Source organism: Streptomyces sp. ISL-10, assembly GCF_018614575.1.
Taxonomy (GTDB): Bacteria; Actinomycetota; Actinomycetes; order Streptomycetales; family Streptomycetaceae; genus Streptomyces.
This window is the reverse complement of sequence record NZ_JAGGOJ010000011.1, coordinates 649,920-669,974: the sequence shown is the minus strand read 5'-3', so window position 1 is coordinate 669,974 and position 20,055 is coordinate 649,920. Positions and strand designations below refer to the sequence as shown.

General features: G+C 70.1%; 14 protein-coding genes and 1 pseudogene. 2 read left to right on the top strand and 13 right to left on the bottom strand.

Going from position 1 to position 20,055, the window contains the following annotated elements; translation table 11 throughout:
• Positions 1-3: 3 nt before the first annotated feature.
• From pgi to uvrC, 11 genes are all read right to left on the bottom strand, one after another.
• Complete coding sequence (pgi, locus tag J7E88_RS15630) at positions 4-1,656, bottom strand: glucose-6-phosphate isomerase (RefSeq protein WP_215181571.1); 1,653 nt, start codon at positions 1,654-1,656, stop codon at positions 4-6.
• 180 nt (positions 1,657-1,836) lie between these two features.
• A complete protein-coding gene (locus J7E88_RS15625; protein WP_003957010.1) occupies positions 1,837-2,172 on the bottom strand; it encodes an RNA polymerase-binding protein RbpA in 336 nt (111 codons plus the stop codon).
• Positions 2,173-2,307: 135 nt separating this feature from the next.
• Entirely contained in the window at positions 2,308-2,538 is a 231-nt protein-coding gene (gene secG, locus J7E88_RS15620; RefSeq protein WP_215181569.1) for a preprotein translocase subunit SecG, read from the bottom strand.
• Between the two features lie 148 nt (positions 2,539-2,686).
• Positions 2,687-3,463, bottom strand: a complete 777-nt coding sequence (gene tpiA, locus J7E88_RS15615) for a triose-phosphate isomerase (protein WP_215181261.1) — start codon at positions 3,461-3,463, stop codon at positions 2,687-2,689.
• Between the two features lie 7 nt (positions 3,464-3,470).
• Complete coding sequence (gene pgk, locus J7E88_RS15610; protein ID WP_215181260.1) at positions 3,471-4,682, bottom strand: phosphoglycerate kinase; 1,212 nt, start codon at positions 4,680-4,682, stop codon at positions 3,471-3,473.
• A 125-nt stretch (positions 4,683-4,807) separates the two neighbouring features.
• Entirely contained in the window at positions 4,808-5,812 is a 1,005-nt protein-coding gene (gene gap / locus J7E88_RS15605; RefSeq protein WP_215181258.1) for a type I glyceraldehyde-3-phosphate dehydrogenase, read from the bottom strand.
• Positions 5,813-6,031: 219 nt separating this feature from the next.
• Complete coding sequence (locus tag J7E88_RS15600) at positions 6,032-8,977, bottom strand: M14 family metallopeptidase (protein ID WP_215181256.1); 2,946 nt, start codon at positions 8,975-8,977, stop codon at positions 6,032-6,034.
• 174 nt (positions 8,978-9,151) lie between these two features.
• A complete protein-coding gene (gene whiA, locus J7E88_RS15595) occupies positions 9,152-10,141 on the bottom strand; it encodes a DNA-binding protein WhiA (protein WP_215181253.1) in 990 nt (329 codons plus the stop codon).
• On the bottom strand, positions 10,132-11,166 hold the full coding sequence (gene yvcK / locus J7E88_RS15590; protein WP_215181251.1) for a uridine diphosphate-N-acetylglucosamine-binding protein YvcK: 1,035 nt from the start codon (positions 11,164-11,166) through the stop codon (positions 10,132-10,134). The genes whiA and yvcK overlap by 10 nt, the downstream gene beginning before the upstream one ends.
• A complete protein-coding gene (rapZ, locus tag J7E88_RS15585) occupies positions 11,163-12,104 on the bottom strand; it encodes an RNase adapter RapZ (protein WP_215181249.1) in 942 nt (313 codons plus the stop codon). The genes yvcK and rapZ overlap by 4 nt, the downstream gene beginning before the upstream one ends.
• Positions 12,101-14,086: an excinuclease ABC subunit UvrC gene (gene uvrC / locus J7E88_RS15580; protein ID WP_215181247.1), complete on the bottom strand. Its 1,986-nt coding sequence runs from the start codon at positions 14,084-14,086 to the stop codon at positions 12,101-12,103. Before uvrC ends, rapZ begins: the two co-directional genes overlap by 4 nt.
• 434 nt (positions 14,087-14,520) lie before the next feature.
• On the opposite strand from uvrC, the gene J7E88_RS15575 reads away from it, so the two are divergent.
• Positions 14,521-15,453: a hypothetical protein gene (locus J7E88_RS15575; protein ID WP_215181245.1), complete on the top strand. Its 933-nt coding sequence runs from the start codon at positions 14,521-14,523 to the stop codon at positions 15,451-15,453.
• Between the two features lie 45 nt (positions 15,454-15,498).
• Here the strand turns inward: J7E88_RS15575 and J7E88_RS15570 are convergent, their stop codons facing one another.
• Complete coding sequence (locus J7E88_RS15570) at positions 15,499-15,927, bottom strand: Rieske (2Fe-2S) protein (RefSeq protein ID WP_215181244.1); 429 nt, start codon at positions 15,925-15,927, stop codon at positions 15,499-15,501.
• Between the two features lie 139 nt (positions 15,928-16,066).
• Between J7E88_RS15570 and J7E88_RS15565 the strand changes: the two are divergent.
• Positions 16,067-16,940 (top strand): annotated as a pseudogene (locus J7E88_RS15565) (carbohydrate kinase); the annotation flags it as partial.
• 90 nt (positions 16,941-17,030) lie between these two features.
• On the opposite strand, the gene uvrA reads toward J7E88_RS15565, so the two are convergent.
• Positions 17,031-19,970, bottom strand: coding sequence for an excinuclease ABC subunit UvrA (gene uvrA, locus J7E88_RS15560; RefSeq protein ID WP_215181243.1), 2,940 nt, complete (start codon positions 19,968-19,970; stop codon positions 17,031-17,033).
• Positions 19,971-20,055: the final 85 nt, after the last annotated feature.

Below are 20,055 nucleotides of genomic sequence, written 5' to 3'. Positions count from 1 at the left end.
GGCTCAGCGGCCGCGCAGCGCGCGGTACTCGGCCGCCAGCGTGGCGGTCGAGCTGTCGAGCTGCTCGCCGCCGGTGCCCTTGGTCAGCACGGGCTCGATCTTCTTGGCGAGCACCTTGCCGAGCTCGACACCCCACTGGTCGAAGGAGTCGATGTTCCAGATCGCGCCCTGGACGAAGACCTTGTGCTCGTACAGCGCGATGAGCTGGCCGAGCACGGACGGGGTGAGTTCATCGGCGAGGACGGTGGTGGTGGGGTGGTTGCCGCGGAAGGTCTTGTGCGGCACGAGCTCCTCCGCGACGCCTTCCGCCCGCACCTCATCGGGCGTCTTGCCGAAGGCCAGGGCCTGCGTCTGCGCGAAGAAGTTGGCCATGAGCAGGTCGTGCTGGGCGACGAGGCCGGGCAGCAACTCGTCGACCGGCCGGCCGAAGCCGATGAAGTCCGCCGGGATGACCTTCGTCCCCTGGTGGATCAACTGGTAGTAGGCGTGCTGCCCGTTGGTGCCGGGCGTGCCCCAGACGACGGGGCCGGTCTGCCAGTCGACGGGGTTGCCGTCCCGGTCCACGGACTTGCCGTTGGACTCCATGTCCAGCTGCTGGAGGTACGCGGTGAACTTGGACAGATAGTGGGAGTACGGCAGGACCGCGTGCGACTGGGCGTCGAAGAACGCCCCGTACCAGACACCCAGCAGACCGAGCAGCAAAGGTGCGTTGGCCTCGGGAGCCGCGGTGCGGAAGTGCTCGTCGACGAGGCGGAAGCCGGCCAGCATCTCCCGGAAGCGGTCCGGGCCGATTGCGATCATCAGCGAGAGGCCGATGGCGGAGTCGTACGAGTACCGCCCGCCGACCCAGTCCCAGAACTCGAACATGTTCGCCGTGTCGATGCCGAAGTCGGCGACCTTCTCGGCGTTCGTCGACAGGGCGACGAAGTGCTTGGCGACAGCCTCCTGGTCCGCGCGGAGCCCGGTGAGCAGCCAGGAGCGCGCGGAGGTGGCGTTGGTGATCGTCTCGATCGTGGTGAAGGTCTTGGAGGCGACGATGAACAGCGTCTCGGCCGGGTCGAGGTCGCGTACGGCCTCGTGCAGATCGGCGCCGTCGACATTGGAGACGAAACGGAACGTCAGGTCGCGCGCCGTGTAGGAGCGGAGCGCCTCGTACGCCATCGCGGGCCCGAGGTCGGAACCCCCGATGCCGATGTTGACCACGTTCCTGATGCGCTTGCCGGTGTGGCCGATCCACTCGCCGGAGCGGATCCGGTCCGAGAAGGCGGCCATCTTGTCGAGCACGGCGTGCACGGCGGGGACCACGTTCTCGCCGTCGACCTCGATGACGGCGTCACGCGGGGCGCGCAGCGCGGTGTGCAGGACCGCCCGGTCCTCAGTGGTGTTGATCTTCTCGCCGCGGAACATGGCGTCGCGCAGGGCGTACACGCCGGTGGCCTCGGCCAGCTCGCGCAGGAGCGCGAGCGTCTCGTCGGTGACGAGGTGCTTGGAGTAGTCGATGTACAGATCGCCGACCCGCAGGGTGTATCCGCTGCCGCGCCCGGCGTCGGCGGCGAACAGCTCCCGCAGGTGGGTGTCGCCCAACTGCTCGCGATGCTTGCCGAGAGCGACCCATGGCGACATCTGGTGGAGCCTCGTAGGACGTTCTGCGTTCATCTCGGACATCAGCCCACTTCTTCTCGTACCTGCCTGCATGCCCCGCTGCGTCTCCAACCTAATTGATCAGGCGGATGGATGACGTGCCAGCGGGCCGCGGGACGGCGAGAAGCGGCCGGGCGGCCCCGGAACGACGAAGTCCGGCCGGCACCCCATCAGGTGTCCGGCCGGACTCAACGTCTAGATCTCGCCCCGCAGTTTGGCGAGCGCCTCAGCGAGGATCGCCTCACCGTCCGCGTCACTGCGCCGCTCGCGCACATACGCCAGGTGCGTCTTGTACGGCTCGGTGCGCGGCGGGTCCGGCGGATTGTCCCGGTCCTGGCCGGCCGGGAACCCGCAGCGCGGGCAGTCCCAGGTGTCGGGGACCTGTGCGTCACTGGCGAAGCTCGGCTGCGTCTCGTGCCCGTTGGAGCACCAGAAGGAGATGCGGAGGCGCGGTGCCGACTCGCCCCGCTCTGCCTCGCCCATCGGCCCCGCTCCGACCCGGCTTCCCCGGATCGCGTTGCCACTTGCCACGGTCGTAACTCCCTGCGTGATGGTGCTGCACAGCGTCTCACAGCGGCTGCGCCGCGAGTGCCCCAGTCTACGTAAGGCCCAACGCTCGTCCAGTGATTGGAGTTACACCCCAGGTCGGGACGGGAAGGAGGTGGGTCAGCTGTCGAGCTTCACCAGCAGACCAAGTACGACAATGCACGCAAACCACAGCAGACCGATCACGACGGTGATGCGGTCGAGGTTGCGCTCGGCGACCGACGAGCCACCGACGGACGACTGCATGCCGCCACCGAACATGTCGGAGAGGCCGCCGCCCTTCCCCTTGTGCATCAGCACCAGCAGCATCAGCAGCAGGCTGAAGACGATCAGGGCGATCGAGAACCCCATAACCACGGCTGGACCAACTTCCTCGGACTGATCAGAACTGATACCGACATGTACTGCGGGGGCCGGGCTCGCCACGCGGCGGAGCCGCATAGTGGCACTGTGAGCCTCGGCCCCCGCAAGGGTACGCCGGATCCGCGCTAGCGCATACTCACTGGTCGCGGAAGCGGACGATCTTGACGAACTCGTCCGCGTCCAGTGCCGCGCCGCCGACCAGGGCGCCGTCGACGTCGGGCTGAGCCATGATCGCGGCGACGTTCCCGGCCTTCACCGAGCCGCCGTACTGGATGCGGACCCTTTCGGCCAGCTCCTGGCTGTACAGCTCCGCGAGACGGCCGCGGATCGCCCCGCAGACCTCCTGCGCGTCCTCGGGCGTCGCGACCTCACCGGTGCCGATGGCCCACACCGGCTCGTAGGCGATCACGATGGACTCGGCCTGCTCGGCCGGGACGTCCTTCAGGCCGCCGTCGAGCTGCGCGAGCGTGTATTCGACCTGGTTTCCTGCCTTGCGGATCTCCAGGCCCTCGCCGACGCACAGGATCGGGGTCAGGCCGTGCCGGTAGGCGGCCTTCACCTTGGCGTTGCAGACCTCGTCGCTCTCGGCGTGGTACTGACGGCGCTCGGAGTGGCCCACGGCGACGTAGGTGCACTTCAGCTTGGCCAGCATCGGGCCTGAGATCTCGCCGGTGTAGGCGCCGGAGTCGTGCGCCGAGAGGTCCTGGGCACCGTACTTGATCTTCAGCTTGTCGCCGTCGACCAGGGTCTGCACGGACCGCAGGTCGGTGAAGGGCGCCAGGACGGCGACCTCGACGGCGTCGTAGTCCTTGTCGGCCAGCGCGAAGGCGAGCTTCTGGACGTGGGCGATGGCCTCGAGGTGGTTGAGGTTCATCTTCCAGTTGCCCGCCATCAGCGGGGTGCGGGTGTTCATAAAGGGGTCAGTCCTCCAGTGCGGCGAGGCCGGGAAGCGTCTTGCCCTCGAGGTACTCGAGGCTCGCGCCGCCGCCGGTCGAAATATGGCCGAATGCGTTCTCGTCGAAGCCGAGCGTGCGGACGGCGGCGGCCGAGTCGCCGCCGCCGACGACGGTGAAGGCGGAGCTGTCGACGAGCGCCTGGGCGATCGAGCGGGTACCGCCGGCGTAGTCGGGGTGCTCGAAGACGCCGACGGGGCCGTTCCAGAAGACGGTCTCGGCGTCGGCGATCTTGGAGGCGTACAGCTCGCGGGTCCTGGGGCCGATGTCCAGGCCCTCCTTGTCGGAGGGGATCTTGTCGGCGTCGACCGTGATGACGTCGGCGGGGGCCTTGGTCTTCAGGTCGGGGAACTCGCCCGAGGCCAGGATGTCGACCGGAAGCACCAGCTCGACGCCGTTCTTCTCGGCGCGCTCCATGTACTCGGTCACGATCGGGATCTGGTCCTCCTGGAGGAGGGAGATGCCGACCTCGTAGCCCTTGGCCTTGAGGAAGGTGTACGCCATGCCGCCGCCGATCAGGAGGCGGTCCGCCTTGGCCAGCAGCTGGTCGATGACGGCGAGCTTGTCGGAGACCTTGGCACCGCCGAGGACGACGACGTACGGCCGCTTGACGTCCTCGGTGAGCTTCTTCAGCACGCCGACCTCGGTGGCGATGAGGTAGCCGGCGGCGTGCGGCAGCCGGGCCGGGAGGTCGAAGACGGAGGCGTGCTTGCGGTGCACCGCGCCGAAGCCGTCGCCGACGTAGACGTCCGCGAGGGCCGCGAGCCGGTCCGCGAAGGCACCGCGCTCGGCGTCGTCCTTGGCGGTCTCACCGGCGTTGAAGCGGAGGTTCTCCAGAACGGCGACCTGGCCGTCGGCCAGACCCGCGACGACGGCCTGCGCGGACTCGCCGACCGTGTCGGTCGCGAAGGCGACATCGGCGCCCAGCAGCTGTCCGAGCCGCTCGGCGGCGGGCGCGAGGGAGAAGGCGGGGTCCGGGCTGCCCTTGGGGCGGCCCAGGTGGGAGGCGACGACTACACGCGCGCCGGCCTCGGCCAGTTTCGCGATCGTCGGCTGGACGGCGCGGATGCGGCCGTCGTCGGTGATGGTGGTGCCGTCGAGCGGCACATTGAGGTCGGCGCGGACGAATACCCGCTTGCCCGCGACCCCGTCGGCCAGCAGCTGGTCGATGGTCTTCATGGTGTTTTACGGCTCCTCGGGGGACTGCACGCGCGACAGGGCTCGAACGGCGCCACATTGCGCTGCCCGAGCCCTGTCGCTCACATCGTGGTGCTCTCGTTGCAGTTCGGATCAGAAGGTACGGATCAGAGCTGGTTGCCGACGAAGACCGTCAGGTCGACGAGGCGGTTGGAGTAGCCCCACTCGTTGTCGTACCAGCCGACGACCTTGACCTGCTTGCCCTGGACCATGGTCAGGGAGGAGTCGAAGGTGCAGGAGGCCGGCCAGTTCACGATGTCCGAGGAGACGATCGGGTCCTCGGTGTACTCCAGGATGCCCTGCAGCTGGCCCTCGGCGGCCTTCTGGAAGGCGGTGTTGATCTCGTCCTTGGTGACCTCTCGGTCCAGCTCCAGGACGAGGTCGGTGACGGAGCCGGTGGGAACCGGGACGCGCATGGCGATGCCGTCCAGCTTGCCCTTGAGCTGCGGAAGGACCAGAGCGGTGGCCTTGGCGGCACCGGTCGAGGTCGGGATGATGTTCTCCGCGGCGGCACGGGCGCGGCGCAGGTCCTTGTGCGGGAAGTCCAGGATGCGCTGGTCGTTCGTGTACGCGTGGACCGTCGTCATCATGCCCTTGACGATGCCGAAGCTCTCGTCCAGGACCTTGGCCATCGGCGCCACGCAGTTGGTGGTGCAGGAGGCGTTGGAGACGACGTGGTGGTTGGCCGCGTCGTACTTGTCCTGGTTGACGCCCATCACGATGGTGATGTCCTCGTCGGTGGCCGGAGCCGAGATCAGGACCTTCTTGGCGCCACCGGCGATGTGCTTTTCGGCGTCGGCCTTCTTGGTGAAGATGCCGGTCGACTCGATGACGATGTCGACGCCCAGCTCACCCCACGGAATGTCGGCGGGGTTGCGCTCGGAGAGCACCTTGATGGTGTGACCGTCGACGGTGATGGTGTCGGCGGTGTGGGTCACGTCGGCCTTGAGACGGCCGAGGATGGTGTCGTACTTCAGCAGGTGGGCCGTGGTCGCAGTGTCACCCAGGTCGTTGACAGCCACGATCTCGATGTCTGCACCCTGCTCCAGCAGCGCGCGGAAGTAGTTACGACCGATGCGGCCAAAGCCGTTGATGCCTACGCGGATCGTCACGAACCGATCTCCTCGTTGGTACGCCGGTTTCGACGCCGGCGAGCTGTATGGGATGTCCCCGACCGCCTACGACCCTACCCCTCCGAGGTGCTCGTGGTGACATCGAGAGGGGCACGTCTGCGACAAGGTGGCCCGTACCCGCCAGTAGGAATACGGACCGCCTCGTTCTGTCCGGATACCGGGCTGCTCATCGGCCCGGCCTTGGCCCTTTCTGGCCGGTCAGCGCCGCAGAGCGGCGAGTGCCCTGCCGATGATCCGCGCCCGGTCGGCGGTGGCGGGCACGTGCTCGAGACCGAAACCGATCAGCACGCTGTCACGCGTGGTGACCGCCGACGCGGAGGGGTACAGGTCCTGGCTGCGTGCCCAGTTCCCGCGCAGCGCGGGGCTGCCCTGCGGCGGCCCCGTGACGGTCCAGGGGCCGAGCGAGGTCTCGAAGCCCTCGGCACCCTGCGGCTCCCCGGCCGTCACCAGACGGGTGTCGTCGACGAAGATGCCGCGGCCGCCGTCGCCGGGGTCGGTGATGGAGGAGACGGACACCTCGATCCGCTTGCCGGCGTAGGCACTGAGGTCGAAGGAGGCGGCGCGCCAGCCGTCGGACGCCCCGGTGAAGGAGTTCCAGACGCCGGTCGTGCCACGGGCCGTGCACCCGTCGGGACCGACGGTGAGGTAATGCTTCAGGAAGGGATGCATGGCGACGTAGAAGCCGCCGTCGCACTGGGTGGGGACGCGGGTGGAGGTGGCACCGTTGGCGTCGGGCAGGGTCGTCCAGTCGTCCTGGCCGACGGTGTGGACCTCCAGGACCGCGTTGTCGTAGCCGGGCTCGGTGTTGAAGCTCAGCTGCAGATTCAGCGCGGGCGCGTCGGCCGCGCTCGTACCGCTCAGGTCGATGGTACGCGCGAGCCGCATCCAGGAGGCGTTGCGGTGGCCCGCCGCCGCGTACCAGTCGCCCTCGTACGGTGAGAAGGGCATCCGCACCCCGGGGTAGTCGCCCGCCGGCGCGCTGCGGAACTGCGGGAACTCGTCGGACGGCAGGGTGTCGGACGTGATGGTGTACGCACCGGCCGCGTCCAGCGCGTTGCCGGGCGCCGCGGCGAGGGGCCCCGAGGCGCCGGCGAGGCGCCCGGTGCCGAGGAAGCTGCCGGCTCCGGCGAGCGAGGCGCGGCCCGACGCGCCGAGGTAGTACTGGGCGAAGTCGTCGCTCAGGGCACGGCCGAGGTCGGCGTCGCCGCCTGCGCGCTCACCGGTGGTGACGAGCTTCCCGCCCTCGTTGAGATAGGCGCGAACCGCCTGTGTGGTGGCCCAGGACGGCGCTTTCGCGCCGGTGTACCAGACGACGGTGTCGAAGTGACCGAGCACCGCGAGCGGGTGCGGGGCGCCCTGGGTCGCGACGTCCCAGACGGCGCTGCGCCGCTTGTTGTCGGCGAGTGCCCCGGTGTAAGCGGCGGTGTGCTGGGCGGGTCCGCTGCCGCCCTCCTCCGCCAGCACCAGCGTGGATGCCCGGGGCCGTTCGGCGATCCGGTAGGTGAAGTGCTCGCTGGAGGTGCTCTTTCCACTTGCCGTACGGCCGGTGAACCAGACCTCGACGCTGTCGCCGACGTCGCCGTCCTGCACCGGGGCGCGGTACTCGTCGAAGCGGATGTTGTCGTGGCCTCCGAAGGTCTCCCCGCCCTTCCAGGGGCGCAGCGCCTGGTCGTGCGTAGTGCCGCCGTTGACGCGGTACTTGAGCTCCTTGTCCCGCAGCGACTTGCGGGCGACCACGGACACTTCCTGGTCGCCGCCGCGGGCGTAGGAGGTCGTGAAGGTGTCGGGGGTGAAGTCCGCGGCGCCGAGGCCGATCGAGGAGGACGGCCGGTCGGGGTGGGCCGCGGTCTCGGCGACGGAGAGCGCGAAGGGAATGTTCTTCGCGAACTCCTGCTGGATCAGCTTCTCGTCGTCGGGGAAGGTGAAGACGGAGGCGCAGTCGGCCGCGTTCCAGGGGTCGTCGGGGTCGATGCGGGACGCGGTGGCGCAGGTCGACATCTCGGGGGTGTACATCATCATCCCGTTGACGTTGGCCGCGTGGCCGTCGCTCTCGCCGTTGGTCGTGTACAGCTCGGAGGAGACCTGGGGGCGGTAGCCCGGGACGGCCGGATTCTCGGGCGTGCCGGCCAGCGACTTGTACAGGACGTCGTCGGGCGTGGGGGTGGCGACCTGCCAGCCCACCCCGTAGAGGATCAGCTCGGCCGCCGAGTGGTAGTTGATGCCGTACTCGAAGCCGATGCGCTTTTGGAAGGAGTCCAGTGCGCGGGTCTCGGGTTCGGAGGCCGGGCCGGTGCCCCGGTAGGTCTCGTCGAACGGGTCAGGGGAGGAACCCTCGTTGTCGTAGCCCCACTTGTAGGCGAAGTTGCGGTTGAGGTCGACGCCGTCGCCGGGCGCGATCTTCCCGTCGCCGTTGTTGTCGCGCATGTTCTTGCGCCACTGGCGCTCGGCGGTCCCGGTGAAGGTGTAGTCGTAGCCGTCCGGGTTGGCGGAGAGCACGAACCACAGCTCGGTGGAGTCCACGATCTTCGTGATCCGCGGGTCCTTGCCGTAGTTCGTGAGGTAGTGGTGCATCAGGCGCCGGGTCATCTCCGGCGTGATCCACTCCCGGGCGTGCTGGTTGGACAGGTAGAGGGTGGCCGGCTTGCTGCCGTCCCGGACGCTGTCCGCGCCCTTGGAGATCTTCAGGGCGAGGATGTCCTGGCCCTTGACGGTCTTGCCGATGCTGACGGGCTTGGTGAGGGCGGGGTGGGCCGCGGCGGTCGCCAGGATCTCGCTCATGAGGCCGCCCTCGCCGCTGTACGGGCGGTAGACGCCGTCGCCCGCGGCGGCGACGCGGCGCTCGGCCGCGGGCGGGACGGTGTGCTCCGTGACGCCGACGCCCTGGCCGCGCAGTTCGTCCGCCTGCCGCTCGGTGAGGTACAGCTCGACCGTGGCGGTGCCCCTTTCCGGCACCTGCTCGGTGAGCTCGTGGCCGTCGGCGCCAGCTGCCAGGATCAGCGGCACCTGGGCCCTGGTGACTTCCGCATGCCATACGGACAGTTCGTCACTGTCGCCTCCACCTGGTTCGGCCTGCGCGATCGGCGCCGCCAGTCCCGCGACGAGCAGTGAAGCCGCTGCGAGGATCGATCTCGCCCTGCGTCTCATACGCCCCCCTTTTTGCTGTGGTCTGCCCGGTGAATGGACACGCGCAAGGCTCATGACTCTCCATGATCATGTCAATAGGGCATCGGATGGACCGGCGGCCCTCCGGGAAACGCCGCTGCCGACGCCCCAACGGGCGTCGGCAGCAAAGCTCTTGAGCTGCATGCCGGGGAGGGCTCAGCCGACGAGTCCCTCGGCCATCTCCTCGGTCAGATTGGACTCCGTACCCGGAATGCCCAGGTCCTGCGCCCGCTTGTCGGCCATCGCCAGCAGCCGCCGGATACGGCCGGCGACCGCGTCCTTCGTCAGCGGCGGGTCGGCGAGCGCCCCCAGCTCCTCCAGGGACGCCTGCTTGTGCTCCATGCGCAGCCGGCCGGCGGCGGCGAGGTGCTCGGGCACCTCCTCGCCGAGGATCTCCAGGGCGCGCTGCACGCGAGCCCCGGCAGCGACGGCGGCGCGGGCGGAGCGGCGCAGGTTGGCGTCGTCGAAGTTCGCCAGGCGGTTGGCGGTCGCCCGCACCTCGCGGCGCATCCGCCGCTCCTCCCAGGCCAGCACCGACTCGTGCGCCCCGAGGCGGGTCAGCAGCGCGCCGATCGCGTCACCGTCCCGGACCACCACGCGGTCCACGCCGCGGACCTCCCGCGCCTTCGCGGCGATCGAGAGCCGGCGTGCGGCGCCGACCAGGGCCAGGGCGGCCTCAGGGCCCGGGCAGGTGACCTCCAGCGACGAGGACCGGCCGGGCTCGGTCAGCGAGCCGTGTGCCAGGAACGCGCCCCGCCAGGCGGCCTCGGCATCGCAGGTGGCGCCGGAGACGACCTGAGGCGGCAGGCCGCGGATCGGGCGGCCGCGGCCGTCGACGAGGCCGGTCTGCCGCGCCAGCTGGTCACCGCCCGCCACGACCCGCACGACGAAGCGGGAGCCGCGGCGCAGCCCGCCGGGGGCCATCACCATCAGCTCGGAGCTGTGGCCGAAGATCTCCAGGATGTCGCGCTTGAGGCGGCGCGCCGCGATCCCGGTGTCGAGCTCCGCCTCGATCACGATGCGGCCGCTGACCAGATGCAGACCGCCCGCGAACCGCAGGATCGACGAGACCTCCGCCTTTCTGCAGCAGGTCCGGGTGACGGGAAGCCGGGAAATCTCGTCCTTCACCGCTGCCGTCATCGCCATGGGCCGATCCTTCCATGCATCCGAAAAATACGGTCGTACGCGGCGGCCAACAGCTCCGGGTCGTGCTTCAGAGCGCCGTCGGGCGAGGCCACGGGCGCCAGCTCGACCGCGGCGCCGAGCCGCTGCGCGGCGTCGTCGAGAGACTCGCGGTCGGGCACGGCGGCCTCGTCGGCCAGCACCACGTCCAGGGCGAGTTTAGGCGCGTGTCGTCCCAAAACCTCCAAATGACGCTGCGGGGAGAAGCCTTCTGTTTCGCCCGGCTGCGGCGCGAGATTGAGGGAGAGGACCCGGCGCGCCTTGGTCTCTACCAGGGCATCCAGCAGCTCGGGCACCAGCAGGTGCGGTATGACCGAGGAGAACCAGGAACCGGGCCCGAGAACCACCCAGTCGGCGTCCAGGACGGCCTCGACGGCCTCCGGGACGGCCGGCGGGTCGTTCGGCACGAGGTGCACCGACTGCACCTCGCCCGGGGTGAGCGCGACGGTCGCCTGACCGCGCACCGTGGACAGCTCGTCCGGGCGCGCCGGATCATGCCCGCGAACAAGCGCCTGGAGCTCCAGCGGCACGGCCGACATGGGCAGCACGCGGCCGTGCGCGCCGAGCAGCCTGCCCACCAGGTCCAGGGCCTGCACATGGTCGCCGAACTGTTCCCACAGCGCCACGATCAGCAGATTGCCCACCGCGTGCTCGTGCAGCTCGCCCTGCGACTGGAATCGGTGCTGGATGACGCGGGCCCACGTCTGACCCCAGTCGTCGTCCCCGCACAGGGCCGCGAGCGCCTTGCGCAGGTCGCCCGGCGGCAGCACCCCGAGCTCCTCGCGGAGGCGGCCGCTGGAGCCGCCGTCGTCGGCGACCGTGACGACCGCGGTCAGGTCGCCGGTGATGCGGCGCAGGGCCGCGAGCGACGCGGACAGACCCATGCCGCCGCCGAGGGCGACGACCTTGGGCTGTGCGCCGCGCTTCCGTGTCGAGGGCGTGCGCGTGGACCTGCGCAGCCGACGCAGACGGAGGTTCCGTCCGGTCACTCGCGCCCCATGTCCCGGTGCACGACCACGGTCTCTACGCCGGCGGAGGACAGCCGTGCCGCCAGCTTCTCGGAGGTGGCGACCGAGCGGTGCTTGCCGCCCGTGCAGCCCACGGCGATGGTCACGTACCGCTTGCCCTCGCGGCGGTAACCGGAGGCGATCAGCTGGAGCAGCTCCGTGTAGCGGTCCAGGAACTCCTTGGCACCGGGCTGGTTGAAGACGTAGTTCGACACCTCATCGTTGAGGCCGGTGAAGGGGCGCAGCTCGGGGACCCAGTGCGGGTTCGGCAGGAAGCGCATGTCGACGACGAGGTCGGCGTCGACGGGCAGTCCGTACTTGAACCCGAACGACATCACGGTCGCCCGAAGCTCCGGCTCCTCGTCGCCGGCGAACTGGGCGTCCATCTTGGCGCGCAGCTCGTGCACATTGAGGCTGGAGGTGTCGATCACCAGGTCCGCGTCGCCGCGCAGCTCGCGCAGCAGATCGCGCTCGGCCGCGATGCCGTCGACGATCCGGCCGTCACCCTGGAGCGGGTGCGGGCGGCGGACCGACTCGAAACGGCGCACCAGGGCGTCGTCGGAGGACTCCAGGAACACGATCCGGCGCGTGACCTGCTTGGCGTCGAGGTCGGCGAGGGATTCGCGGAGATTGTCGAAGAAACGCCGGCCACGCACGTCCACGACGACGGCGATGCGCGCGACATTGCCCTGCGAGCGGGCGCCGAGCTCCACCATGGTGGGGATCAGCGCGGGCGGCAGGTTGTCCACGACGAACCAGCCGAGGTCCTCCAGGCACTTCGCCGCCGTGCTGCGGCCGGCCCCGGACATGCCGGAGATGATCACCAGCTCCGGGATGGCCACGTCACCGGCGGCGTCGGCGGGCTCGGCCGTATTGCCCGTACTCACGTCTGCTGCTCCGTCTCCGTCGTGCTCAGTCATGTCGTCCTGCCCCCGTCGTTCTCTTCAATGATCTCTCCTGTCGCCGTGTTCACGGCGGGTGCGGCCGGGGCCGCCTGCGCAAGGGCCACGACGACCGACTCGGCCGTCTTGCGGCCCATGCCCGGGACCTCGCAGATCTGCTCGATTGTCGCCTGCCGCAGCCGCTTCACCGAGCCGAAATGCTTGATCAGAGCCTGTTTCCGCGTTTCCCCGAGGCCGGGGACGGCGTCCAGCGGGCTGGTCCTGATGCGCTTCGTCCGCTTGGAGCGCTGATAGCGGATGGCGAAGTCGTGAGCCGTGTCACGGACCCGCTGCAGGAGGTACAGGCCCTCGCTGGAGCGGGGCAGCACGACCGGGTCGTCGTCGTGCGGCAGCCAGACCTCTTCCAGGCGCTTGGCGAGGCCGCAGACGGCGACGTCGTCGATGCCCAGCTCGTCCAGGGCGCGCTGGGCGGCGGCGACCTGGGGCTGACCGCCGTCGACGACGACGAGCTGCGGCGGATAGGCGAACTTCTTGGGGCGGCCGTCGTCCTCGGGGGCCTGGGTCTCGGGGTCGTCGCCGCCGATCCACTCCCCCGTCCTGTCCTTCTCGGCGAGGTACCGCTTGAAGCGGCGGGCGATCACCTCGTGCATGGACCGGACGTCGTCCTGGCCCTCGAAGCCCTTGATCTGGAAGCGGCGGTACTCGCTCTTGCGCGCCAGGCCGTCCTCGAAGACCACCATCGACGCCACCACGTCCTCGCCCTGGAGGTGGGAGATGTCGAAGCACTCGATGCGCAGCGGCGCCGAGTCGAGGCCGAGTGCCTCGGCGATCTCCTCCAGGGCCCGCGAGCGGGTGGTCAGATCGCTGGCGCGCTTGGTCTTGTGGAGCGCGAGGGCCTGCAGGGCGTTGCGCTCGACGGTCTCCATCAGCGCCTTCTTGTCGCCGCGCTGCGGGATCCTCAGGGAGACGGCGGAACCACGGCGGCCGCTCAGCCACTGGGTGACCGCGCCGTCGTCCTCGGGCAGCGCGGGGACGAGGACCTCCTTGGGGACGGCGTCGCCGCTCTCCTCGCCGTACAGCTGCTGGAGCGCGTGCTCGACCAGGCCGGCGGTGTCCACGTTCTCCACCTTGTCGGTGACCCAGCCGCGCTGGCCGCGCACCCGGCCGCCGCGGACGTGGAAGATCTGCACGGCGGCTTCCAGCTCGTCCTCGGCGAGAGCGATCAGGTCGGCGTCGGTGGCGTCGGCAAGCACCACCGCGTTCTTCTCCAGGGCGCGCTTGAGCGCCTCTATGTCGTCGCGCAGCCGGGCCGCCTTCTCGTACTCCATCTCCTCGGCGGCCGCCATCATCTGCTTCTCCAGGCGGCGGATGTAGGTGCCGGTGCGGCCGGCCATGAAGTCGCAGAACTCCTCGGCCAGTTCGCGGTGCTCCTCGGGGGTGACCCGGCCGACGCAGGGGGCGGAGCACTTGCCGATGTAGCCCAGCAGGCAGGGCCGGCCCTTCTGCACGTGGTTCTTGAACACGCCCGCCGAGCAGGTGCGGACGGGGAAGACGCGCAGCATCAGGTCGACGGTCTCGCGGATCGCCCACGCGTGTGCGTACGGCCCGAAGTAGCGCACGCCCTTGCGCTTGGCGCCGCGCATCACCTGGACGCGGGGGAACTCCTCGTTCAGCGTGACCGCGAGATACGGGTAGCTCTTGTCGTCGCGGTACTTGACGTTGAACCGGGGGTCGTACTCCTTGATCCAGGAATACTCCAGCTGAAGCGCCTCCACCTCGGTGGAGACCACCGTCCACTCCACGGAGGCGGCGGTGGTGACCATGGAGCGGGTGCGCGGGTGGAGGCCCGCCAGGTCCTGGAAGTAGTTGGCAAGGCGCTGGCGCAGACTTTTGGCCTTGCCGACGTAGATCACGCGGCGGTGCTCGTCGCGGAACCTGTAGACCCCCGGCGAGTCGGGGATCTGTCCCGGCTTGGGGCGGTAGCTGGAGGGGTCTGCCATGCCAACCACCCTACTTGCGGGCGGTGACAGCGTGGTCATCACCGGGCAGGGACATGATCAGCCCGGCCCGGGGTGGCCGGGCTGGGCGCGGGGCGGAGCACGGGCTGCTGGTGCGGGCTGCCGGTACAGGCTGCGGGGGCGGAAGGCCGGAGGCCGGTACAGGCTGCTGGTGGAGGGACGGAGGCCGGTCGCAAAGGCGGTGCAGGAGCCCGGGAAGCCGGCCGTGGAGGCCGGATCCCGGCCACCGGCCCTGCATCCCTCCTTGTCGCGGGAAGATCAACACGCTTCAATGCGGAGTGACGCGGCGCTGTGATCGGTACGGCCCGGATGTGAAGACCTCCGTCCCTCCCCGCCCGGAATGCCGCCGCCCACCCCCAGCGGCGTCCCCCGCCACGTGATCATCCAACGCACGCCATGAGCCCCCGGAGGAGTCCATGGGCCACACCCAGGCAGACCTGGCACAGGTGCTGAACAGCGGCCCGTTCCACCTGGCCCTGCGCGCCGCCCTCGCGGTGCGCGGTCTGCCGCTCCAGCGCGTCCAGCACCACCTCGCCCACCGGGGGATCAAGGTCGGGGTGACCAGCCTCAGTTACTGGCAGCAGGGCGCGCGCCGCCCCCAGCGTCCCGAGTCGCTGCGGGCCGTGCGCGCCCTGGAGGAGGTGCTGGAGCTGCCCGCGCAGTCACTGGTCCGGCTGCTCGGCCCCGGGACGGACAGCGCCCACGCGGACGCCGACCGTCCCGGCGCGCGCTCCTACCGCTCGCTGGTGGAGGCCTCCGGCACGGTGGAACGGCTCTTCGCCGGTCTCACGCCGCCTGCCGACGGCGGACTGCACACGGTCGGGCACCAGGAGCGGGTGCGCATCGGCGCCGACCGGCGCCTCGCGGGGCGCGACTCGCACCACGTCGTACGCGCCCAGCGGGACGGCATCGACCGTTACCTGGCCGTGCACCACGGCGATCCGGGCTGTGATCCGGCTCGCGTGCGGGTGAACGCGCTGGAGAACTGCCGTACGGGCCGGGTGCGATGGGACACCGACTCCCGCGTGGTGGTCGCCGAGCTCCTCTTCGACACACGGCTGCGCGTCGGCGAGACATACGTCTTCGGCTACGGCTTCGTGGACGGTACCGGCGGCCGGAGCAGCGAGTACGTGCGCGGCTTCGGCCTCGCGGGCGGGCAGTACGTGCTCCAGGTGCGGTTCGACGAGAGCGCGCTGCCGGTGCGCTGCCACCGGTTCGCCCGGGCTACGACGGGCGCGCCGCGCGGCGCCCGTACGGATCTGCCGCTCAGCGGGCGCCATCGCATGGTGCATCTGGTGGAGCAGGGCGTACGGCCGGGGATCCTCGGGATCGACTGGGACTGGGACTGACGGCCCGGGCTCACGAGGCTGCCCGGGCTTGCCGACTCAGGCGCTCTAGGCGTCCGGGCCCGCGACGAGCCTGCCGCCCTCCGCCGTGATCGGGACCTCCGGAAGCGGCACGGTGGCCGGGCCCACGAGCGCCTTGCCGGTCGTCACATCGAAGCGGCTGCCGTGGCAGGGGCAGTTGCCCTCCGTACCCTCCAGCTTGTCGAGTACGCAGCCGGCGTGGGTGCACTGAGCGCTGAACGCCTTGTACTGCCCCTTCGCCGGGCAGTGCACGACCAGCCGCTGCTCGCGGTAGAGCTTCGCACCGCCGACGGGCACGGCGTCGGCGGCCCCGAGGTCGACGGGCGCGGTGGGCGTGGGGTTCTCCGCATGGCCGACCTTGGACTCGGTGGAGCAGGCGGCGACGCCCAGCCCCGCGGCCCCGGCGAGGGCGGCGCCCTTCAGGACGGTACGGCGGGCGGGCGGCTGGCCGGGCATGGGAACTCCACAGTTCAAAGGCGTCGGGTGCGTCCGAGGGCGCGTGTCGGTGACGCAAACGACGATACCGGCGCAACCCTGCGGTGCCCTGGGCGGGCTCCCTGGTCGGCGCACTGCGCCATGGGCTGCGTTCTGGGCCGTGATCGTCGTCGCCGGTGAGTCCCTGATCGACCTGGTCCTGCAAGGGGCCGGCACCCCCTGCCTCGCTGCTGCCGCGCCTCGGCGGCGGCCCCTACAACACGGCGGTGACTCTCGGCCGGCTGGGCTCCCGGGCGGCGTTCTGCTCACGGGTGTCGACCGACGCCTTCGGCGAGGCCCTGCTGGGTGGGCTGCGCGCGGCCGGCGTTGACGTCTCACTGGTGCAGCGCGGCCCCGAGCCGACGACGCTGGCTGTGGCCGTGATCGGCTCGGACGGCTCGGCCGGTACGGCTTCTACGCGGAGGGCAGCGCGGACCGCCTCTTCACCCTTCCCGGCGCACTTCCCGAGGAGGTGCGGGCGGTGGCGCTCGGCACCTGTTCGCTGGTGCTGGAGCCGGGCGCGAGGGCGTACGAGGCGCTGCTGCGGCGGGAGGCCGGCCGCGCGGTCTTCACCCTGCTCGATCCGAACATCCGGGCCGGTCTGATCCCCGATGCGGACGCCTATCGGGCGCGGTTCGCGGGCTGGCTGCCGTTAGTCACGCTGCTGAAGCTCTCGGAGGACGACGCCGACTGGCTGGGCGGCGTGCCGAGGGCCCCCGGCGGTGGTCCTGACGCGAGGCGGCTCGGGGCTGACGGTGCGGACCCGGTCCCGTGTCGACGTCTCGGCCCCCGCCGCGCCGGTGACGGTCACGGACGCGATCGGGGCGGGCGACACGGTGAACGCGACGCTGCTGCACGTCCTCGCAGCCCGGGACGCGCTGTCCCCTGCCGCGCTGTCGTCGCTGGACGCGGCTGCCTGGACCGAGGTGCTGGGCTTCACCGCGCGGGCGGCGGCCGTGACGTGTTCCCGTACAGGAGCGGAGCCGCCGTACGCCGCGCCTGAGGACCGGGCGCAGAGTCCGGCGGCGGAGAGGCGGGGGTACGGAGTCCCAAAACCGGACTCCGTACCCCTTCCCCCGGCCCCGTCAGGCGCGGCGCGCCCGCGCCGCCGCCGTCTTCTTCGCCGCCGCCTTCCGTACCGGCTTCCGCGCCGCCGGTACGGACACCGCGTCGCTGATCCGCTCCGCGTCCAGGATGTCCCGCAGGAATTTGCCGGTGTGGCTCGCCGGGATGCCCGCGACCTGCTCCGGGGTGCCCTCGGCGACGACCAGTCCGCCGCCGCTGCCGCCCTCCGGGCCCATGTCGACGACCCAGTCGGCCGTCTTGACGACATCGAGGTTGTGCTCGATGACGATCACCGTGTTGCCCTTGTCGACCAGGTTCGACAGCACGCTGATCAGCTTGCTGATGTCCTCGAAGTGCAGACCGGTCGTCGGCTCGTCCAGCACGTAGACCGTCCGGCCGGTGGAACGCTTCTGGAGCTCGGAGGCCAGCTTCACGCGCTGGGCCTCACCGCCGGAGAGCGTCGGCGCGGACTGGCCGAGCCGGACGTACCCCAGGCCGACCTCGTTGAGCGTGCGCAGGTGGCGCGAGATCGTGGGGACGGCCTCGAAGAAGTCCAGTGCCTCCTCGATCGGCATGTCCAGCACCTCGGCGATGGACTTGCCCTTGTAGTGGACCTCCAGGGTCTCGCGGTTGTACCGCGCGCCGTGGCAGACCTCGCACGGGACGTACACGTCCGGGAGGAAGTTCATCTCGATCTTGATGGTGCCGTCGCCGGAGCAGTTCTCGCAGCGGCCGCCCTTGACATTGAAGGAGAAGCGGCCCGGCAGGTAGCCGCGGACCTTCGCCTCCATCGTCTCCGCGAAGAGCCTGCGGACGTGGTCGAAGACGCCGGTGTACGTCGCCGGATTCGACCTCGGGGTGCGGCCGATGGGCGACTGGTCGACGTGCACGACCTTGTCGACGAGGTCGTCGCCGTCGACACGGGTGTGCCGGCCCGGCACCGACTTCGCGCCGTTCAACTCGCGAGCGAGGTGGGTGTAGAGGATGTCGTTGACCAGGGTCGACTTTCCGGAGCCGGAGACGCCGGTGACCGCGGTGAGCACACCGAGCGGGAAGGAGACGTCGATGTCCCGCAGGTTGTTCTCCCGGGCGCCGTGCACCGTGAGCCGGCGCGTCGGGTCCATCGGGCGGCGCAGGTCGGGCGTGGGGATGGACCGCTTGCCGGACAGGTACTGCCCGGTCATGGACTCCTTGTTGCCCAGCAGTTCCTTGAGGGGGCCGGAGTGGACGACCTTGCCGCCGTGCTCACCCGCGCCGGGGCCGATGTCCACGACCCAGTCCGCGACCTTGATCGTGTCCTCGTCGTGCTCGACGACGATCAGGGTGTTGCCCATGTCCCGCAGGCGTACCAGCGTCTCGATCAGGCGGTGGTTGTCGCGCTGGTGAAGGCCGATGGACGGCTCGTCCAGCACGTACAGCACGCCGACCAGTCCGGAGCCGATCTGGGTGGCGAGCCGGATGCGCTGTGCCTCACCGCCGGAGAGGGTGCCGGCGGCCCGGTTGAGGGAGAGGTAGTCCAGGCCGACGTCGACGAGGAAGCGGAGCCGCTCGTTGACCTCCTTGAGGACTCGCTCGGCGATCTTCTTGTCGCGGGCACTGAGCTTGAGGCGGCCGAGGAACTCGGCGCAGTCGCTGATCGACATGGCGGAGACCTCGGCGATGGACTTCTCCATCACGGTGACCGCGAGGACGATCGGCTTGAGGCGGGTGCCCTCACAGGTCGGGCACGGGACCTCGCGCATATAGCCCTCGAAGCGCTCCCTGCTGGAGTCGCTCTCGGCCTCGGAGTGCCTTCGCTTCACGAACTGGACGGCGCCTTCGAAGGCGGGTGTGGTGTACGCCCGCTCGCGCCCGTACCTGTTGCGGTAGCGGACCTCGACCTGGGTCTTGTGACCGAACAGCAGGGCCTTCTTGGCGCGCTGCGGCAGCCCGGCCCAGGGCATGTCGGTCGAGAAGCCGAGCGCCTGGGCGAGCCCGCCGATCAGGCGCCCGAAGTACTCCTTGGTGTGGCCGTGCGACCAGGGGTGGATCGCGCCGTCGTCGAGGGACTTCTCCTCGTCGGGAACGATCAGCTCGGGATCGACCTCCATGCGCGTACCGATGCCGGTGCAGTCGGGGCAGGCGCCGAACGGCGAGTTGAACGAGAAGGAGCGGGGCTCGAGCTCCTCGAAGGACAGGTCGTCGTAAGGGCAGTACAGATGCTCCGAGTACATCCGCTCGCGCTCGGGGTCGTCCTCGGGCAGGTCGACGAAGTCGAGCACGACCATGCCGCCGGAGAGGCCGAGCGCGGTCTCGACGGAGTCGGTCAGCCGGCGCTTGGCGCTGTCCTTGACGGTGAGGCGGTCGACGACCACCTCGATGGTGTGCTTCTCCTGCTTCTTGAGCGTGGGCGGCTCGGCGAGCTGGATCGTCTTCCCGTCGACCCTGGCGCGGCTGTAGCCCTTGGTCTGGAGGTCGGAGAAGAGGTCGACGAACTCTCCCTTGCGCTCGCGCACCAGCGGCGAGAGCACCTGGAAGCGGCTGCCCTCGGGCAGCTCCAGCACCTTGTCGACGATGGCCTGCGGCGACTGGCGCGAGATGGGGCGGCCGCACTCGGGGCAGTGCGGCTTGCCGATGCGGGCGAACAGCAGACGGAGGTAGTCGTAGACCTCCGTGATGGTGCCCACCGTGGAGCGCGGATTGCGCGAGGTCGACTTCTGGTCGATCGAGACGGCCGGCGAAAGGCCCTCGATGAAGTCCACGTCCGGCTTGTCCATCTGGCCGAGGAACTGCCGGGCGTACGAGGAGAGGGACTCGACGTAGCGGCGCTGCCCCTCGGCGAAGATCGTGTCGAACGCGAGGGACGACTTCCCCGACCCCGAGAGCCCGGTGAAGACGATGAGGGAGTCACGCGGGAGGTCGAGCGAGACGTTCTTCAGATTGTGCTCGCGCGCGCCACGGACGATGAGACGGTCGGCCACGCCGGTCCGCACCTTTCTTGAGAGAAGCGGGGGCACGGCCCCCGTCCCAGACTGTTCCAAGCCTAGGGGGGCCGCCAGAAGGATG

Excerpts from the sequence above, each read along its gene's own strand:
- pgk (WP_215181260.1), bottom strand. The coding sequence starts at position 4,682 with ATGAAGACCATCGACCAGCTGCTGGCCGACGGGGTCGCGGGCAAGCGG.
- uvrC (WP_215181247.1), bottom strand. The coding sequence starts at position 14,086 with ATGGCAGACCCCTCCAGCTACCGCCCCAAGCCGGGACAGATCCCCGAC.
- J7E88_RS15575 (WP_215181245.1), top strand. The coding sequence starts at position 14,521 with ATGGGCCACACCCAGGCAGACCTGGCACAGGTGCTGAACAGCGGCCCG.
- whiA (WP_215181253.1), bottom strand. The coding sequence starts at position 10,141 with ATGGCGATGACGGCAGCGGTGAAGGACGAGATTTCCCGGCTTCCCGTC.
- tpiA (WP_215181261.1), bottom strand. The coding sequence starts at position 3,463 with ATGAACACCCGCACCCCGCTGATGGCGGGCAACTGGAAGATGAACCTC.
- J7E88_RS15600 (WP_215181256.1), bottom strand. The coding sequence starts at position 8,977 with ATGAGACGCAGGGCGAGATCGATCCTCGCAGCGGCTTCACTGCTCGTC.
- secG (WP_215181569.1), bottom strand. The coding sequence starts at position 2,538 with ATGGGGTTCTCGATCGCCCTGATCGTCTTCAGCCTGCTGCTGATGCTG.
- rapZ (WP_215181249.1), bottom strand. The coding sequence starts at position 12,104 with ATGACTGAGCACGACGGAGACGGAGCAGCAGACGTGAGTACGGGCAAT.
- pgi (WP_215181571.1), bottom strand. The coding sequence starts at position 1,656 with ATGAACGCAGAACGTCCTACGAGGCTCCACCAGATGTCGCCATGGGTC.
- J7E88_RS15570 (WP_215181244.1), bottom strand. The coding sequence starts at position 15,927 with ATGCCCGGCCAGCCGCCCGCCCGCCGTACCGTCCTGAAGGGCGCCGCC.